This is a genomic window from Chitinophaga sp. RAB17 (assembly GCF_052114225.1).
GTDB lineage: Bacteria > Bacteroidota > Bacteroidia > Chitinophagales > Chitinophagaceae > Chitinophaga.
Window position 1 is genome coordinate 649,944 of record NZ_JBFREI010000006.1, and the last position, 16,791, is coordinate 666,734.

The window sequence follows — 16,791 nt, forward strand, 5'->3', positions numbered from 1 at the left end:
CCAGGATACAATTGTAAATGCTTGACAAACGTTATTAGTCGCTTTTATATGCAGCGCTTTTCTTAAAACATGTGGTAATTGTTAATTTGTCAATATATTGATCTAAGCATGGTGATTATACCAGGGCTGGTGATTTACTTTATCGTATAGCCAATTTGGGTTTTCATACAGCTATTGTTGATTTCCTGCTATTCAAAATTATTATCGGGTTATGGAAGTAGAGCCGCAGTAGATGTTTGCGCCGCCATTTATTTTTCAATGAATAGGTGCAGGCATTAGAAAGCGTTTTGTGCCACCTTTATAATGCCTACACTTTTTTTCTATTAATCACGACCGACGCGCCAACAGTTGGTTTGTCAGCTCAAGGAGATTTTCTTTCCGGTTAAGCGGGATATCTATCATATCCAGGCAACTGAAAGCCATGGCAGTATATTTCGCAGTGATACTGATGGCCCATTCATCTACTTTACAGGCTTTGTAGAGTTTTAATACCGCCGATATTCGTTCGGTTCCATTTTGCGACATAGCATTTCGCAATGCATTTTTTTGTTCAGCAGTACTCATTTCCCAGGCTTTTATCAGCAACGCTGTTTTTTTATTTTCCAGGATGTCGCCGCCGGGCTGCTTACCGGTTTCTGCTGGTGCTCCGAAAGCATCCAGGTAATCGTCCTGAATCTGAAAAGCAATACCTAAATTTTTGCCGAAGTCGTAGATATACGCTTGTTGTTGCACATCTGCTCCGCCGATGATAGCGCCTATTCTGATACTGGCGGCCAGCAAAACAGCTGTTTTGAACGTAATCATTTTCAGGTACTGCGGATAACAGACCTGTTGTATATCCATTTCTTCAAAATCAACGTCCATTTGCTGCCCTTCACAAATCTGCAGTATAGTAGCGGAGAACAGCGCGTATATTTGTTGTTTGTATTGCTCCTGCACCTTATTAATGTGTGAAAAGGCATTGACCAGGAGAATATCGCCAACAAGTATGGCCGTAGAAGTATTGTATTTCACATGTATGGTTGGTTTCCCTCGTCGTAAGGGAGAACTGTCCATAATGTCGTCGTGTACAAGAGAGCAATTATGAAATAATTCAATGGCATTTCCTGCATGGAAACTATCTTCATACATCTCTCCAAAAAGATCATTTCCTAAAAGGCATAACAAGGGCCGTATTCGTTTTCCACCGCCTTCCAAAAGATACCGGGTAGCATCATAAAGGTTGCATGGCTCCTGTGGGAAATAGAGATGATTACACCACGAATGGTACTGGGTTACTAAGTCATTGAGGGAATTCATATACTTTGTTTTAGCTGGGCAGGAATAAAAGAGCTTAAAATTATCTACTGCCCATTTCCTGGGTTTTAAATTGAATAGCGATATAGAAGCGGATTCCGGTGTATATCTCAAAAAGAAATCTAAAATAGTAGTTTTATTCGCAGAAGTAAAATTAGAATAGATAACTGAGTAAACACGGCAGGAGTTAAAGAAAGAGGAATAAATGGTGAATTGTCATGCAGATGGCGTTGATTGAGATAAAAGAAATTTTACCTGTCAGCGTTTTCTTCAAACTCCGGACAGGAATTACATCTTTTGTAGTCATTTTCATTTCTATGTAATATTGACTTTTACTGATGTTTATTTTGCTTATCTTTTATTGCTTTTCTTTTTTCAATAAATTGGTTGGTTGTCACTGGAATGAACCAGATGGCTATATGATCAGCTTATAATGGGCGATGACCCGGCTCTGGCAGTCCTGTCGGAGTTTTGTTTTTCAGCTATAGGTTTATAAGACAACATATTGCCATTGCATTGTATAAGGATGCCGACTTATAGCTGGAACACTTGCCAGCTGATGTACATCTGATTTTTAATTATAGCACACAAATATGTTTAGGGCACTGGCGTTTCTTTTTTGTTGTCTCTTCTGTGTACAGGTTATACATGCACAGTCTTCTCAACAACTTCTTTCCCCCGACGGGAAATTACAATTTGCATTTAATTTGTCTGAAGGCGGGCATCTCAATTACAGTGTTTACTACCAGGAAAAGCCTGTTATCCTTGCTTCCGGATTAGGTTTAAATGGATGGGAATCGGGATTTGTTTTATCAGCTGTATCCAGTGCTGAAAAAGACACCCTATGGAAACCGGTATATGGTGAACGTAGTATTGTAAGAGATCATTATGCAGAGATGGTGATTACATTGAAGCAGCATAATGACGAGAGCCGGAAATTACAGCTACAGGTAAGGGCTTATAATGAGGGAATAGCTTTCCGCTATATGCTGCCCGAACAAGCACAGGGAGGACGGGATGTTAGCATCAAAAGTGAGTTAACTGAATTTGCGATGCCGGAAGGAACCAGGGCATGGTTTACTTCCAGTGCTCAGGGGGAATATAGCCTGGTGCCTTTAAAAGATTGGACAGCGCAGGCTGAGCGCCCCCTGCTGCTGGAGCAGCCCGGTGGTGTATATGTTTGCCTGGCGGAGGCTCAAATGGTAAATTACTCCCGTATGAAATTTACACTTCATCCAACAAAAGCAAATACTATTTGTGCCACCATATATGATATCGTTGACTATTTTACGCCATTCTCCACGCCTTGGAGAGTGGTGATGGCAGCAAAGCACCCCGGGGATCTGTTGGCAGGGAATGATCTCCTGTTAAACCTCAATCCTCCCTGTGCTATAGAAAATACTGCGTGGATACAACCAGGTAAGATTATTCGTGAAGTAACATTGTCTATGAAGGGGGCAAAGGAATGCATTGATTTTGCCGTAAAACGCAAACTGCAATACATTCATTTTGATGCCGGGTGGTATGGATACGAGTATATTGCTGCTTCTGATGCCACAAAAGTGAACGTAGATCCGCGCCGGAATCCCAACAGTGATTTGAATCTGCAGGAGGTGATCAGGTACGCCAATGAAAAAGGTATTGGCGTGTTTTTATATGTGAACCAACGGGCGTTATATCAGCAATTAGATGAATTGCTTCCATTGTATCAAAAATGGGGAGTGAAGGGGATTAAGTTTGGTTTTGTAGAAGTGGGTTCGCACAAATGGACAACCTGGTTACATGAGGCTGTTAAGAAATGCGCCAAATATAATCTGATGGTTGACATTCACGACGAGTATCGTCCTACAGGATTCAGCAGAACCTATCCCAACCTGCTCACACAGGAAGGGGTGCGTGGCGATGAAGAAATGCCGGATGCAACAAGCAACACTATTCTTCCATTCACCCGGCTGATAGCAGGTGCAGCAGACCATACTATTTGCTACTATCACCGTCCGGAATTAAAACCCACGTTGGCGCAAGCACCGAAAGGGAGGATCATGAAAAACCGTTCAGGACACCAGCTCGCCTTGTCCGTTGTACTTTACAGCCCACTGCAGTTTTTGTACTGGTACGATAAACCGGAGGATGCCAAAGATGAACCGGAGTTGGAGTTTTTTGATAATGTACCTACCGTATGGGATGATACTAAAGTGCTGGATGGGGAAATTGCCCGATTTATCACTATTGCCCGCCGCAAAGGGGAGGAATGGTTTGTGGGGACCATTACGAATAATGATGCGCGGCAATTAAAGATACCGTTGAAATTTTTAACACCTGGCAGACAATATCTCGCCAGCATTTACTATGATGACGATATGTCAACCGTGCGTACAAAGGTGTCTATAAAACGAATAAAGGTAAATGCAAATACTGTATTGGACGCAAAACTATTGCCGTCCGGTGGGCAGGCTATATGGATAAGGCCAGTGATGTGAGCATCAAAAAAACATCGGCAACTGTAAAGTTAGCGGATGTTTCTATATTTGGTATTATAGTAACGCTGCTTTACTGTAATGCAACCTAATGCGCTTGTTAGGCGCCGGCAAATTTGCCTCCCGGTAAATATAACATCGATGCTGGTCAATATTGATGTTTTGTACCTTAGGGAGGTTATTTATTTTTGTTAGGTATTACGTTATACATTAGATATGATCAGCGAACGTTTGGTACTTGGCACCGCTGCATTGGGAGGTGTTTGGGGGAAGGTTGATCCGCATCAATCGGTATTGACAATTTTATCTGCACTGGAATCCGGTATTACTGCGATTGATACTGCACCGGCCTATGGAAATGCGGAAAGCTATCTGGGACAGGCATTACGGCAATGGTCCGGAAAGATGCCGGTGATCAGTTCCAAAGTGGGCCGCCTGAAATCTTATGCTGCAGATAAGGCTTACTATGATTTTACAGACAAGGCCATGGCGGAAAGCCTGGAAAATAGTCTCCGTACTATTGGTATTTCTTCTCTGGATATCCTGTTTCTACATGATCCCCAGGCGATTCCGGAAGCAGCAGGGGAACGGATCATTGCCAGGCTGATAAAATTCAAAGAGCAGGGATTGACAAAACGTTTGGGTGTGGGAGGTAATTGGCCGGCCTGGTTTAAAGCAAATCTGGATGAGGGAATCTTTGACGTGGTGATGGAGTTTAACCGCCTCAATGCTTCAAATGTAACAGCACTCAGTGATTCGCTGCCTTATTGTTTATCCCGGAACATACAGTATTATGCCGGAAGTCCATTAAATATGGGATTACTGGGAAGATGTATCGGATCGTTTAAACAGATGCGCCCCGAATGGCTTCCTGTGGAGGCATTGGAGATAGCCATGTGCCTGGAAGAGATAGCAGAAGGGTATGAGCTTTCTTTACCGGCTATGGCTCATCGGTTCCTGCTGTCTTTACCTTATGATTTTAATATTGTATTGGGACCATCCAATAAATCGGAACTGACGGCCAGCATTGAGCATTTTAATCAAGGTAAACTAACGGACATCATCCTGACAGAAATTTTGAATTGCAGTAACGGGTAAAAGCAACTAAGATGTGCAATATCGACAATGAGGTATTTAATATTCAAAGTATACAGATCAGGGAATTAGCGCCGGTAAGAGTGGTTACTCCTTTACAGGATGCTACCATGGGTCCCTTTCCTTCTTTTGGCATGTCGTTGATCACCATTGAAGATGAGCATGGCAATATTGGAGAAGCACCGGTGTATAGCAGTTACACCAATATCCTGGAAGCCTGCCTGGTGCCTCATTTACTATACTCCAATAATGTTTCCTATAGCCAGTTATATTCGAAGTTATATTGGTCTATCCGCAATGAAGGCTTCAGAGGCCCTGCGGCTGCGCTGTTGGGACAGGTGGATATCGCGTTGCACGACCTGGCTACCCGGCGGCTCGGTACCCCTTTGCATAAATATATGGGCGCTGACAGGAATGAGGTAAAGGTATATGGCAGCGGGGGCGGCACCAACTATAGCTATGAGGAACTGGAAAAAGAGGTAAGCTATTTTATCGCAGCAGGAGTGGATTGTTATAAGATGAAGGTGGGGAAAGATTTCGGGATGAATATGTCGGAAGATGTAAAGCGTGTAAAGTTTGTACGTAGTCTCCTGGGAAAAAATATCCGGCTGGCTGTAGATGCTAACCAGATATGGAATTGTGAGCAGGCGCTCAGATTTATCGATCATACAGCCGGGGAAAACCTGGCCTGGTTTGAGGAACCGATCCATTCGGCCTCTTTTGATCAGATTGAAACGCTGTGTAAACAAACCCCGGTGAAAATTGCTTTTGGAGAATCTGAACGGACAGCGAGGGTATTTCCTACGCTGGTAAACATAGGCGTAGCTCACCTGCAGCCGGTGCCGGGTCATTTGGCGGGCGTTAAAGAATGGATGGCTGTACGGGACCTGGCAGCCAAACACAACATAGATTTTTCATCCGGTGGATATTCATTGTTCACAGCTTCCCTGATGACTACTGCTGCTGAGCAGTGTGAGGTGGAGTATCTGTATTCAATTATGTCGGGATTGGAAGCATATTTTAATGTAAAACCGGAATGGAGAAATGGGGGATTTTTCCTGCCGGATGTACCTGGCTTACCTGTCAGGGTAAACTGGAGTCACTGTGAAGATACCGGTCAACTGATCAGGAAGCGTATATGGAATAAAAAGAACGTCAGGGAATACAAGCCTGTCGTATCTTTATGATCCTTAAGCATTTTCTGTGAAGATAATATTAACTGGCATTGATTATCTGGTTCTCGTTGTATATGTAGTTGCTTTATTCACTTTGGGTTTTTACCTTAAATCCCGCCGGGCACATTCGGGGGGAGACATTTTTTTGGGCGGGCGCTCTTTGAGGTGGTGGCAAATCGGCTTTTCCATGTTCAGTGCCAACGTAGGTCCAATGATGTTGATTGGCTTATCCAGTCTGGGTTTTTCGCAAGGTGTGGTAGGAGGCAATTTCGAGTGGCTGGCATGGATATTCCTGATGTTGTTATCCGTATTTTTTATTCCACGTTACATTTCGGCCGGCATCAGCACGATTCCGCAATTCCTGCTTTTACGTTATGGCCGCAGATCCTATAATTTCCTGGTAGTGTACAGCCTGATGTCTATATTGTTTGTATGGCTTGGCAGTGCATTGTATGCCGGGGGACTGGTTATCTCAGAGATCTTCCATTGTTCGTTGCTGGAAGCGGTGGTGTTGATTACCCTGATCTCTACCAGTTACACCGCTATCGGTGGTTTAAAAGCCGTGGTGAGGACCGGTGTTTTCCAGTCCCTGATCATTATTGTTTCTTCTCTTATACTAACGTTACTGGCTATTGGGAAAATTGGTCATGTGGAAGGTGTGAGCAAAGCAGTTGCCCCCGACTATTGGAAACTGTTTCATGCAAGGTCTGATCCTGAATATTCGTGGCTGGCTATAGTAGCGGGTTATCCGGTGGTAGCTGTTTATTATTGGTGTGCAGATCAAACAATTGTACAAAAGGTGTTGGCGGCAAAGAGTGTTAAAGAGGGACAACGGGGTATTCTTTTCCTGGCGGGGCTTAAAGTGATTACACCATTTATTTTTGTGCTGCCTGGCATTATTTGTTTTTTATTATACGGAGATAGTACTACACCGGATAAATCCTACATTACGCTCGTGAAAAACCTGATGCCCGAAGGGCTGCGGGGGCTATGCATAGCGGCACTGGTGGCTTCACTGATCGACACGGTATCTTCAGGACTCAATTCCTTCAGCACTGTTTTTACCTTAGATGTGGTTACGCAGTTTGTGTCTTTAAAATCAAAAGATAAAATAAAAGTTGGGAGATGGATGACCGCTGTAGGCGCATTTCTGGGCGGAAGCATCGCGGTATTATTTTCTTACTCAGATAAAAGCCTTTTTGAATTAACACAGGGACTTGTGTCCATACTGGCGCCACCGTTATCAGTGGTGTTTTTAGGTGGCATCTTCTGGAAACGCACTCACCGGGTGGCGGCAGAAACAGTTTTGTTTGGAGGAGGGTTTCTCTGCCTGGTAATGGGTGTATGTTATGTACTGAACTATCCGTATAAGGGATTCTGGCCACATTTTCTGTTGCTCTCCGTGTATATTTTTATATGTCTGGTAATTGTAATGGCTTTGATCACGGTGTTTCTTAAGGTGCCTGAAAAAGACCAGGTATCATTTGTTTTTCCGGATAAGGCCAGATCGGCCATGGATAAATGGTTGTGGGCAGGCTGGGGCGTACTGGCTTTAATAATGATAACGATCTATATTGTATTAAATTAATGATTCATGAATAAATCGCTTGCTGCTTTTTGCTGGGTATTGGCGCTTTGCCAAAGCGTGATTACCCGTTTTTAGCTGCCTTCTTTTTTTCCCTTGTCTTCATATTGCCTGAGAAAATCCCTGGGGGATAGCCCTTTAATTTCCTTGAAGTGTTTATTAAAATTCGAAATATTATTATAGCCACTATTATAGCAGGCTTCTGCTACATTATGTTGTCCTTCCAGTAAAAGTTTGGCGGAATGTCCGATACGCACTTCTTTCACAAAATCAATTAATGTACGGTTAGTACTCCGTTTAAAAAAACGACAGAAGGCTGCAGAAGACATGGGAATAAGGTCTGCCACGTCCTGTAGTATGATGTCGTCTTTGAAATTTTGAAAAATATAATCGAATACCTTATTGAGTTTTTTTGCTTCGCCGGAACTTTCCACGGTGTTGTAATAGGGAGATGACAGCACACGCGATGATTCTGATTGCGCGAGGATATCGAGCAGCCGGATCATCAGCGCCACCCTGGCTAAGCCCGACACATACAGCATCTGGTGCATGATCATTTTTGCATCACGAAGTGTGCTGCCTGTGAATAATACTCCTTTGGCCGCTTTGGCGAAAAGCACGTTCAGCTCCCGTGTTTCCGGTTTTTCAAGTAATTCTTTTCCAAGGAAGTCAGGAAAGAAATGTATCACTACCGCCTGTGTAGGGATAAGCGGATCTGCCGCCTTGTAATATTGCCAGCAATGTGGAAGGTAGCTGCCCAGCAACACCAGTTCCGGCCCATCGAAATCCTCAATGTGATCACCGATAAACCTTTTACCACTGCAGTTTTCCAGCAGTGCGATCTCAAAATTAACATGCGATTTTAAGGCCGTATACTTTTTTATTTCAAGAATTTCTGACCTTACCGTAAATGACTGGTCTGGTGGAAATGTAAAATTCTCGTAGATGTATTGCATCGAATTGTAGGTCTGGTTGTGTGTTACAGGCGATTCAAAGATAATAAAATACCGGAGAAGTTTAATGCGGCAAAAATAGTATTCATAATTGTCAAATTAAGTGTTGCGTTCATATAAAGGGAATCAGACCTTTATAGCCGGCATGGGTATGCCCTGAGGCGGATATCCCCTCTCTGGCCAACCGCAGCGGTATTAAACAGCAGGTATGTATAGCATTAAAACGAAGTATTTCTTATTGTTGCTGATATTAATTGTCACATCAGGAAAATCTTTCTCCCAATCCTCCGATCCGCAAATTAACAGGATGCTGAAGCAGGTTAGCGGATCAGTAACTTTTTTACAAAGACAATATAATGGCACCAACCTGGTAGCAGAAAAAAAAGTCCGCTCCGGTGAACCCGCTCAGGACTGGCAACTGTCGCTCAAAGCGGGGCCGGTAAAGGGGTGCAGTGATGCAATAGATATTGATGCTACTTTCAGGCTAACAGCAGGGCAGGCCATCTCCACAACTGTGGCGGCAAAATTTGACTTCAGCAACTGGAGTACTGCCAACTATGTACTGGTACCTGCGGCTATTTATAACGGTAACCGTTATCGTTCGATAGGGGCTGGTTATAATCCCGACTATCCCCGTGATATGTATTATAATCCGCAGGTTCCGCTTACCATCTCCAATAATCCCCGTTTATCGATAGAAAAAGAGAAGGCTTCCCTGGTAGAATTACAAACGGGTAATATGGCCACTCCTGCGGTTTGCTTTTTTTCCCCGGCTGATCAAACGGGCTTTATCCTGTTAACAGAACAACAAACAAAGTGGGGCAACAGTGGGGTCACTATTACGGAGAATGCCCATAAGGATCAGTTTTCTTTTGACGTTTCAGCACCTGCCATCCGTAAACTGGCTACCGGTTTCGGTGACTTTCACCCGAGCGGTGACAAAGCCCCTGATTGGAAGACAGGTGATGAAGTATCGCTGCGCTTTCGGTTGTATGTGTTTAAGGCGGTGGATATTCCATCTTTGCTGACAAAATTTATAAAAGTGCGGAAAGATATTTCCGGCACCGCTGCTCCCCGGAACCTGTTGCCCATGAGTAAGCTATTGGAACTGGGAACGGGCATCTGCAGCAGTAATTTTACACAACAACCTATCGGCAATTATTATAAACCGGAAAATAATAATGATTTTCAGCTGGGCTGGGTCAGTGGTATGATCAACACCTATTGTATGTTGTCGCTGAACGATGCGAAAGAACGTAAAAGGGTAGGTGAGGAACTTGATTTTGTGGTGAAAAAGCTACAGGGTAAAAGCGGTTACTTTTATGGAGGTATAAGAACAAACGGAGAAATTATAGCAGAGAAGATGTCGCGGGATTTCCCTGAAGTTCAGGTACTGGTGAGGAAAAATGCGGATGTATTGTTCTGGTTGATGAAGCATCTCCAGTTGTTGAAGGAAAGTGGATATGCGGCCATGATTAACAAGGACTGGGAGGCAGCGGCCCAAAAACTGGCCACCGCTTTTGTAAGAACATGGCAGAAAAATGGTCAGTTTGGCCAGTATGTTGCGCCGGAAACGGGTGATATTGCGGTATTTAACTCCACCGCTGGCGCCATCGCTCCGGCGGGGCTGGTGCTGGCAGCGAGGTATTTTAACAGGCCCGACTGGTTAAAAACAGCAGCAGCTGCTGCCGAATATTATTATCAACGCGATGTGGCGGGACAGGGGCTTAGCGGTGGCGATTGCGGAGATATTTCACAGGATGCCAATTCTGAATCGGCCTTTGGGTTCCTGGAGTCTTTAATGGCATTATATAATGATACAGGAGACCGCAAGTGGTTATCGATGGCTGAAGTGGAGGCCGCCCTTTGCGCTACCTGGACCCTGTCTTATGCGCCGGTGTTTCCACCAACAAGTACCATCGGGAAATTGCAGGCCAATATGACGGGAGCTGTTTGGGCCAGCATACAGAATAAGCACGCAGCGCCGGGCATCTGCACCTCCTCCGGCGATTATCTTTTTAAATTGTTTAGAGCTACCGGAAAACCATTGTATGCTGATTTGATCAGGGACATTCAACATGCGCATGCAGAAGCGGTTAACATGCCCGGACATATTACCACCAATTACCTGGTGGGGTCTTCCATGGAGCGTATTCAGCCCAGCGATGCGGAAGGGAAGGAGAGCATTGGAAATTTTATATACACCCGTAACTCCTGGACAGAAACCAATGGAATGCTGATGGCTCTTGAACTGCCAGGTATTTATGTGATCAGCGACCAATCGAAATATTATGTTTTTGACCACATCACTGCCACCATCATTAAAAAAGAAAACAAGGGACTGGTGATGGAGTTATACAATCCAACGGCCTATGATGCCAGTGTGGCCATTATGTCGGAAACCAGCCAGGAAGCGAAGCATCCCCTGGGTTATGCTGCTTTTCTCCATTGGCCCAAAGTGCCGGTGAAGGCTGGCGGTAAAATCAGGGTACATATTTCAGGAAAAGATATTAAATGGTGAATTTAAAGTAAGATTTTACGCGTGCCCCAAAAGCAAAATCAGCATTGAAAAAAAACGCCTCCGTTCATCAGGAGGCGTTTTTAGTTTTAAACGATGCTCTCACTCACTTTCCTGTTATCATTTTGATATCCCAGCCCTGATTACTGCTACAGGACGAATCAGGAGGTATTTCCCACGAATTGTGGCCTACCGTGTACGAATTACAAACAGTTTTGGAGCAAGGCAGGAAAATGTCGTTAATTTGAATAGCGTGTATATCAGGTACAAGACAATTTAAAAGAAAATGAGGCCAGTTGTAAGCTTTACTGATGGCGTTGTTTGGCTGGTTGCTGCTTTTTTTGATTATTTATTCCGGCAGAGAAAATATGAAAGCGAACAAATATGTAAAAGGTTGCCTGGTATTTTTGGGTGTAATTACATTACTGGTGGTCTTGTTGGTTGGCTGGTTTTGGTGGTCAATGGAGAACAATAAGAAAAGAGCCCGGGAAGACAGTGGGAAATACTCGGCTATTTGTGATACCATCACCGTAATTACAGAGAAACCTGGTCTTGCGCTGGTCCATTTTCGCAACGCCGAAATAGATCAGTTGAAATTTTATATCGTCAGGAATAATAAAATTGTAAAAGATACTATTGTAAATTATAAGATCGCACCTGGTGAGAACTACCTGCACACAGAAATTCCTTTCGTTGTATTTCTAAAAACGGATACCATCATTGTGGAAACTAAACATAACAGCAAAAGGTTTTACCAGGTCACCGGTTTTCATCATTATGCCTATCTCCATTATGGGATGTTTGGCTATCTTGGCAGCCATGAATGCCGTTTGGCAGACAATAACTACCTGGTAAACGGAGAACAGAATGACGGCACACTATTAAAAGAAGAAGGTATGAAGGAGTATATTTTGCCTGAGAAAAAAAATAAATAAATGGCACTACCGCATTCAATTATATTACTAATGAAAATACCCCTGGCAATATTAATGGCTAAAGTTGTAATAATAGCGTCTTGTCACTCCGATGCCACCAACACCCAAAAGAAGCTGGCAGTATTATCTGATCTGCCTATAAGTAGCAGCAAAGCAGGCATTGGACTGATACATTTCAGTCTTAACAAAACCCTTCCGTTATACAAATCGGAAGAGGATGCACAGCCATACGATTCGTTGCGCTTTGTGGAAATAAAAACGGGAGCAAACAAAGGAAAATGTTCTTTTCAGACAAGCTTTTTAAATAAGAAGCTACAGCCTTATACGCTTGATGAAGGGGATACTGATGTTGAAGCACAACAGCACATAAGTATGGGCTTAATACGTTTTGCCCCACAGCTGGTTTTCAGGGTGCTAAGCAAAACTGACAAGGGGGTACAGGTTTTCATCAACGAGCAGACGGGCGAGACAAGTTTTATACCCATTCACCCCGAGAAAGATTTACGGAAAAATACTACCGCTGATACCCACTTTTTCGATCCGAATTTTATTGACGCAAAAATCCCGGATTGGTTCTATTTTGAAACCTGGGAGCAGGCGTTGAAGCGGGCCTGGCAAATCGACTATGACAGGAAAGAACTATTTGACCGGCCGAATGGAAAGAAAATTAAGCCCGATGAAAGTATAGCCATAACAGTAGACTCGGTTCAAAACGACTGGATCAGATTCGTAAGTAAATACGACAACAGGTTTTACGGATGGACGAAATGGAAGGCAGGTGACAGCATTGTAGTGAACATGATATTAAATGGCGGATATGAATAGCATCCGCTTTCTCCGGAGAATTATTTTAAACAATTAAACATATTATCAGCAACAGATCATCAAATGGGCTTTATTCTTTTATTACTTGTCATTTTATTAATCCTTGGAATTATTTCTTTAAAAAAAATAATGAAACCTCTTTCCATTCAGGAAACCTTGTTGATCATCGTGTATGTATTATCCTTTGGTTTGTTTGCCATTGGCATGATGTTGCATGACAAGCAGTATACGGATGCAATAGACCCTATCGATAACTGTTATATCCCATTTGGGGGCAAGCACATCATCAGTTTAATCGTTTATTTCGTCGGGTATCACGTGGCCGCTATTTCCATCTGGATCAAAGGAAGAAAGCTTCCGCCACTTACACTTGTGCTGATGCTGATACTGTTGATGATTGGTTTATTCCTCAACCTGTTGGTGCTGGTGCAGGTGCTGGGACACAATACCCAAAGCATTGATATGTATAAAGGAAACGACGGTGCATTCTTATTTGTATTTACTCCGTTGGTCAGTCTGGTGATTGGTATTTTATTGATCGTAAAAATCCTCAAAGAAGAGCATACCGCCGCAAAAAGCAGGACATTCAAAAATGTTTTCCTTCAAACATGCAATAGCTATCTGGCGCAAAAATTTGATGAAACCATCTGGGCAGTGATATTGTTATTTCCTGCATTTATAGTCATTACACTGGTCCTTATTTTGTTTGGACAAGACTATAATTCGTTGGTAAAAGTATTTACAGATACGACTACCTGGACCTTTTCACAGAAAATGCATCCGCCCGTGCTCGACCATAGGGGGCATTACCTCTGTACGGTAGCCGCCAAGGGAGATCCCCGGATCGTGAAACCATTGAAGATCGGGCAACGGCATGGCAAGCCCATTATTGTGAACAGGCAGTTGCAAATTGCAAATGCATTCGAAGAATTGATAAAAGATATTTCTTCCCCCGGCCATCAGTTTATCCGGCATCAGTACGACAGGTACGGATATAATTTGTCCTTAAAAATCAATACAGGCAGAGCCTCCAATATTACTTACCGGTTGATGAGGCCACTGGAGTGGTTTTTCCTGGTAACACTATATCTTTTTTGTGTAGATCCGGAAGCTAAGATAAAAAAACAGTACAGTTCATGAATCCCCATAAATTGAAAAAGATAGTAGCCATATTCATTATTTTGATGATGGCCATTTCGTGTAATGAATCAGATTTATCTCACGGAAAAGTAGATGACTTGTCGCTCATTCGCGCAGAAGTCAATATCGTTCAGAGCCTGCACGACAAAGGTGATAACCAGATTGTCGTTAGTTTATTTGACGAACAGGGGAAGGCAATTAAGAATGATTCTCTTAAAATATATGTGAATGGTACAGCAGTAAAATATACGGTCAGAAAAGAGCTATATTATACAACCACTACTTATTACTTAAAAGAAAATGCTATTCCTCAGAATAATCAATTTGTTTTTGAAATAGCATTATCCGATGGCAAAAAGATTTTTTTGGCGGAAACTACAGCCTTATCGCTGGTAAATTCTCAAAATATTATCTATTCGGAGAAAGGAGATTTGAGTAAGGATGTTGAAGTGAAATGGAAAGATCTGGAAGGCATAAATTACCTGGAAGTTGGGCGGAGCTTAAAACGCAAGAAAAAGGACGAACCTAACATCACCACCTACGAAGAGCGGGCACCAGATACAATGAAAATTAATTCAACCGGAAATTACGTTATCTCTAAGTCAACCTTTGAGAATGCCGAATATCAGATAAGTGCGTTATCTCTCAAATTCATAGCGAAAAGGGCAGGAAATATGAACCCACTTTTAGTAAAAGGTAGTAGCATTATTATTTATGGAAATATTGAAAGGAGGATATGGTTTGAATAATATAACTTCTTTAGGCATGTCCTCATCAATGATGTAGAGGAATCAGGAAGACAAGGTGCAGGGGGCAGGTTCCATTGCCCCAAGCCCAAACCTCTGGATAATACTGGCCGATTAACCGGGTTGGGGGCCGGATTTTCGGTTAAAGTTTTGTACCGGCAAATTGAGTTTAAATACTTCCGGTATTCGTATTGGCAAGGGCCTGGTGCCAGGTATCCCGGATCACCTGACAAGTATCTGGGTGACAGATTCCTAAAAATTCAGGAAAATTCAGAATCTAATACTATTTTACTGTATGAAAATTCTGATAATCGAAGATGAGACGGAGCTCGCCAAAAGTATTGGTATCTACCTCTCCGGAGAAGGCTACCTATGTGATTATGCTATAACTTTTGCGCAGGCCATAGAAAAAATCAGCCTGTCTGATTACGATTGCATTTTGCTGGACCTGATGCTTCCAGGTGGCAGTGGTTTCACTATTCTTGAAGAACTAAAACGGATGAAGAAATATGATGGGACGATTATCATCTCTGCCAAAAATTCCCTTGATGACAAAATAAGAGGGTTACACATAGGGGCAGACGATTATCTTTCCAAACCATTTCACCTGTCAGAACTTGCCGCCAGAATATACTCACTGATCCGCAGAAGGCAGCTGGGAAACGTTAATATCATAGAGCAGAATGAATTAAGGATAGATGTATTGGGAAAGGAAGTGACTGTTAACGGGCAGCAGTTAGCGCTGACAAAGAAAGAATTTGGATTGTTAATGTATTTCATCAGCAATGCCAACAAGGTGATCTCCAAAGTTGCGCTGGCGGAGCATATTTCAGGAGAGATGACTGCCGTGTTTGATAGTTATGATTTTGTATATGCTCACATTAAAAATTTAAAAAGAAAACTTACTGATGCTGAGTATGGAAATTACCTTAGAACAATATATGGAACTGGTTATAAATGGGAGATATGAGTAAACTGCTCAATTATTCGCTGAATAAAATTATCCTTTGTGCCGGGATTGTGCTGGTGTGCAGCATTCCTATTTATTATTTTGCACTTAGCCATCTTTGGCAATACGAGCTGGGTGAGCATCACGTAAGGGTTACACCCGAAGCCGGCCGGGAAGACAGCTTTTTGATTATTGGAGCCGTAACATTGTTAAGCGCTTTTTTTTTCATTGTGCTCTTAGGTGCATTGATTCTTTTAAATAGGCGGCTATCCAGGCGTATGTGGCAACCATTTTATGAAAGCCTGGAACAAATAAAATCTTTTGATCTGGATGAGCCAAGTAATACCATCTTTCAAAGAACAGGGATCACGGAGTTCGATGAAATGAATGCCAGCCTGCAGAAACTGCTTTCCGCCAACCTGGCTGTCTATAATCAGCAAAAGGAGTTTGCAGATAATGCCTCCCATGAATTACAAACTCCTCTTGCGATCGTACAGTCAAAATTAGATTTGCTATTGCAAAGCAAACAATTGAATGATGATCAGTTTCAGTTGATCGAAGAAGCCCATGCAGCACTATCAAGGGCCAGCCGAATAAATAAAAATCTGTTACTGCTCACTAAGATTGAAAATAGTCAGTTCTCCGAAAGGCAAACCATTGATTTGTCCGGAATACTGGGTGAGCTGCTGGTGCAGTTCGCACCATTCTTTGAGGAAAAGAAGCTGCATGTGTACGCGGACATAAAGACACCGGTAAATATCGAAGGCAACAGGATATTAATAGAAATATTATTTGGCAATTTATTGACAAATGTGATCAGGTACAGTATTTCTCCAGGAGAAATCACGGTATCCTTGTCGCATGATCGATTCTTAATTGCCAATCCCGGAGAAGAATCGCTTCAGGCAGATCAGCTGTTCAAGCGATTCGCTACTGCATCTTCCGCCAACCCTGGTACCGGCCTGGGACTGGCTTTGGTGAAGCAGATCAGCATGCGCTATCAATGGAAAGCATATTATCAATTCCAGGGAAATAACCATACCTTTCAAATTCGCTTCTAACCAGAATAGCCCCCCTTAGTTCAAACATCCCTTTAT

Annotated in this window: 13 protein-coding genes; 11 read left to right on the forward strand and 2 right to left on the reverse strand. The window is 42.8% G+C overall.

Translation table 11 applies throughout. From position 1 onward, the window contains the following. Positions 1–327 precede the first annotated feature (327 nt). On the reverse strand, positions 328–1,299 hold the full coding sequence (locus tag AB4Z08_RS22160) for a polyprenyl synthetase family protein (RefSeq protein WP_441575967.1): 972 nt from the start codon (positions 1,297–1,299) through the stop codon (positions 328–330). 590 nt (positions 1,300–1,889) lie between these two features. On the opposite strand from AB4Z08_RS22160, the gene AB4Z08_RS22165 reads away from it, so the two are divergent. From AB4Z08_RS22165 to AB4Z08_RS22180, 4 genes are all read left to right on the forward strand, one after another. Beyond that, positions 1,890–3,776 (forward strand): glycoside hydrolase family 97 N-terminal domain-containing protein, encoded by a 1,887-nt coding sequence (locus AB4Z08_RS22165; RefSeq protein WP_441575968.1) that lies wholly within the window; start codon positions 1,890–1,892, stop codon positions 3,774–3,776. 213 nt (positions 3,777–3,989) lie between these two features. Further along, complete coding sequence (locus AB4Z08_RS22170; RefSeq protein WP_441575969.1) at positions 3,990–4,871, forward strand: aldo/keto reductase; 882 nt, start codon at positions 3,990–3,992, stop codon at positions 4,869–4,871. Between the two features lie 11 nt (positions 4,872–4,882). Beyond that, positions 4,883–6,055: a mandelate racemase/muconate lactonizing enzyme family protein gene (locus AB4Z08_RS22175; RefSeq protein ID WP_441575970.1), complete on the forward strand. Its 1,173-nt coding sequence runs from the start codon at positions 4,883–4,885 to the stop codon at positions 6,053–6,055. A gap of 16 nt (positions 6,056–6,071) precedes the next feature. Then, on the forward strand, positions 6,072–7,631 hold the full coding sequence (locus AB4Z08_RS22180) for a sodium:solute symporter family transporter (protein ID WP_441575971.1): 1,560 nt from the start codon (positions 6,072–6,074) through the stop codon (positions 7,629–7,631). A gap of 71 nt (positions 7,632–7,702) precedes the next feature. Here the strand turns inward: AB4Z08_RS22180 and AB4Z08_RS22185 are convergent, their stop codons facing one another. Next, entirely contained in the window at positions 7,703–8,584 is an 882-nt protein-coding gene (locus tag AB4Z08_RS22185) for an AraC family transcriptional regulator (RefSeq protein WP_441575972.1), read from the reverse strand. Positions 8,585–8,789: 205 nt separating this feature from the next. Here AB4Z08_RS22185 and AB4Z08_RS22190 point away from each other — a divergent pair, with 205 nt between their 5' ends. The 7 genes from AB4Z08_RS22190 to AB4Z08_RS22220 all read left to right on the forward strand — a co-directional run bounded on the left by AB4Z08_RS22190 (position 8,790) and on the right by AB4Z08_RS22220 (position 16,755). Then, positions 8,790–11,102 carry a hypothetical protein gene (locus tag AB4Z08_RS22190; RefSeq protein ID WP_441575973.1) on the forward strand — a complete coding sequence of 771 codons (2,313 nt, stop codon included), beginning with the start codon at positions 8,790–8,792 and terminating at the stop codon, positions 11,100–11,102. Positions 11,103–11,467: 365 nt separating this feature from the next. Next, positions 11,468–12,034: a hypothetical protein gene (locus tag AB4Z08_RS22195; protein WP_441575974.1), complete on the forward strand. Its 567-nt coding sequence runs from the start codon at positions 11,468–11,470 to the stop codon at positions 12,032–12,034. A gap of 30 nt (positions 12,035–12,064) precedes the next feature. After that, the gene (locus tag AB4Z08_RS22200) at positions 12,065–12,859 is read left to right on the forward strand and encodes a hypothetical protein (protein WP_441575975.1); all 795 of its coding nucleotides are present in this window, start codon (positions 12,065–12,067) and stop codon (positions 12,857–12,859) included. Between the two features lie 63 nt (positions 12,860–12,922). Beyond that, positions 12,923–13,999, forward strand: a complete 1,077-nt coding sequence (locus AB4Z08_RS22205; protein WP_441575976.1) for a DUF6688 domain-containing protein — start codon at positions 12,923–12,925, stop codon at positions 13,997–13,999. Continuing rightward, the gene (locus AB4Z08_RS22210) at positions 13,996–14,748 is read left to right on the forward strand and encodes a hypothetical protein (RefSeq protein WP_441575977.1); all 753 of its coding nucleotides are present in this window, start codon (positions 13,996–13,998) and stop codon (positions 14,746–14,748) included. Before AB4Z08_RS22205 ends, AB4Z08_RS22210 begins: the two co-directional genes overlap by 4 nt. 292 nt (positions 14,749–15,040) lie before the next feature. Then, complete coding sequence (locus AB4Z08_RS22215) at positions 15,041–15,715, forward strand: response regulator transcription factor (RefSeq protein WP_441575978.1); 675 nt, start codon at positions 15,041–15,043, stop codon at positions 15,713–15,715. After that, positions 15,712–16,755 (forward strand): sensor histidine kinase, encoded by a 1,044-nt coding sequence (locus tag AB4Z08_RS22220; protein WP_441575979.1) that lies wholly within the window; start codon positions 15,712–15,714, stop codon positions 16,753–16,755. Before AB4Z08_RS22215 ends, AB4Z08_RS22220 begins: the two co-directional genes overlap by 4 nt. Positions 16,756–16,791 lie beyond the last annotated feature (36 nt).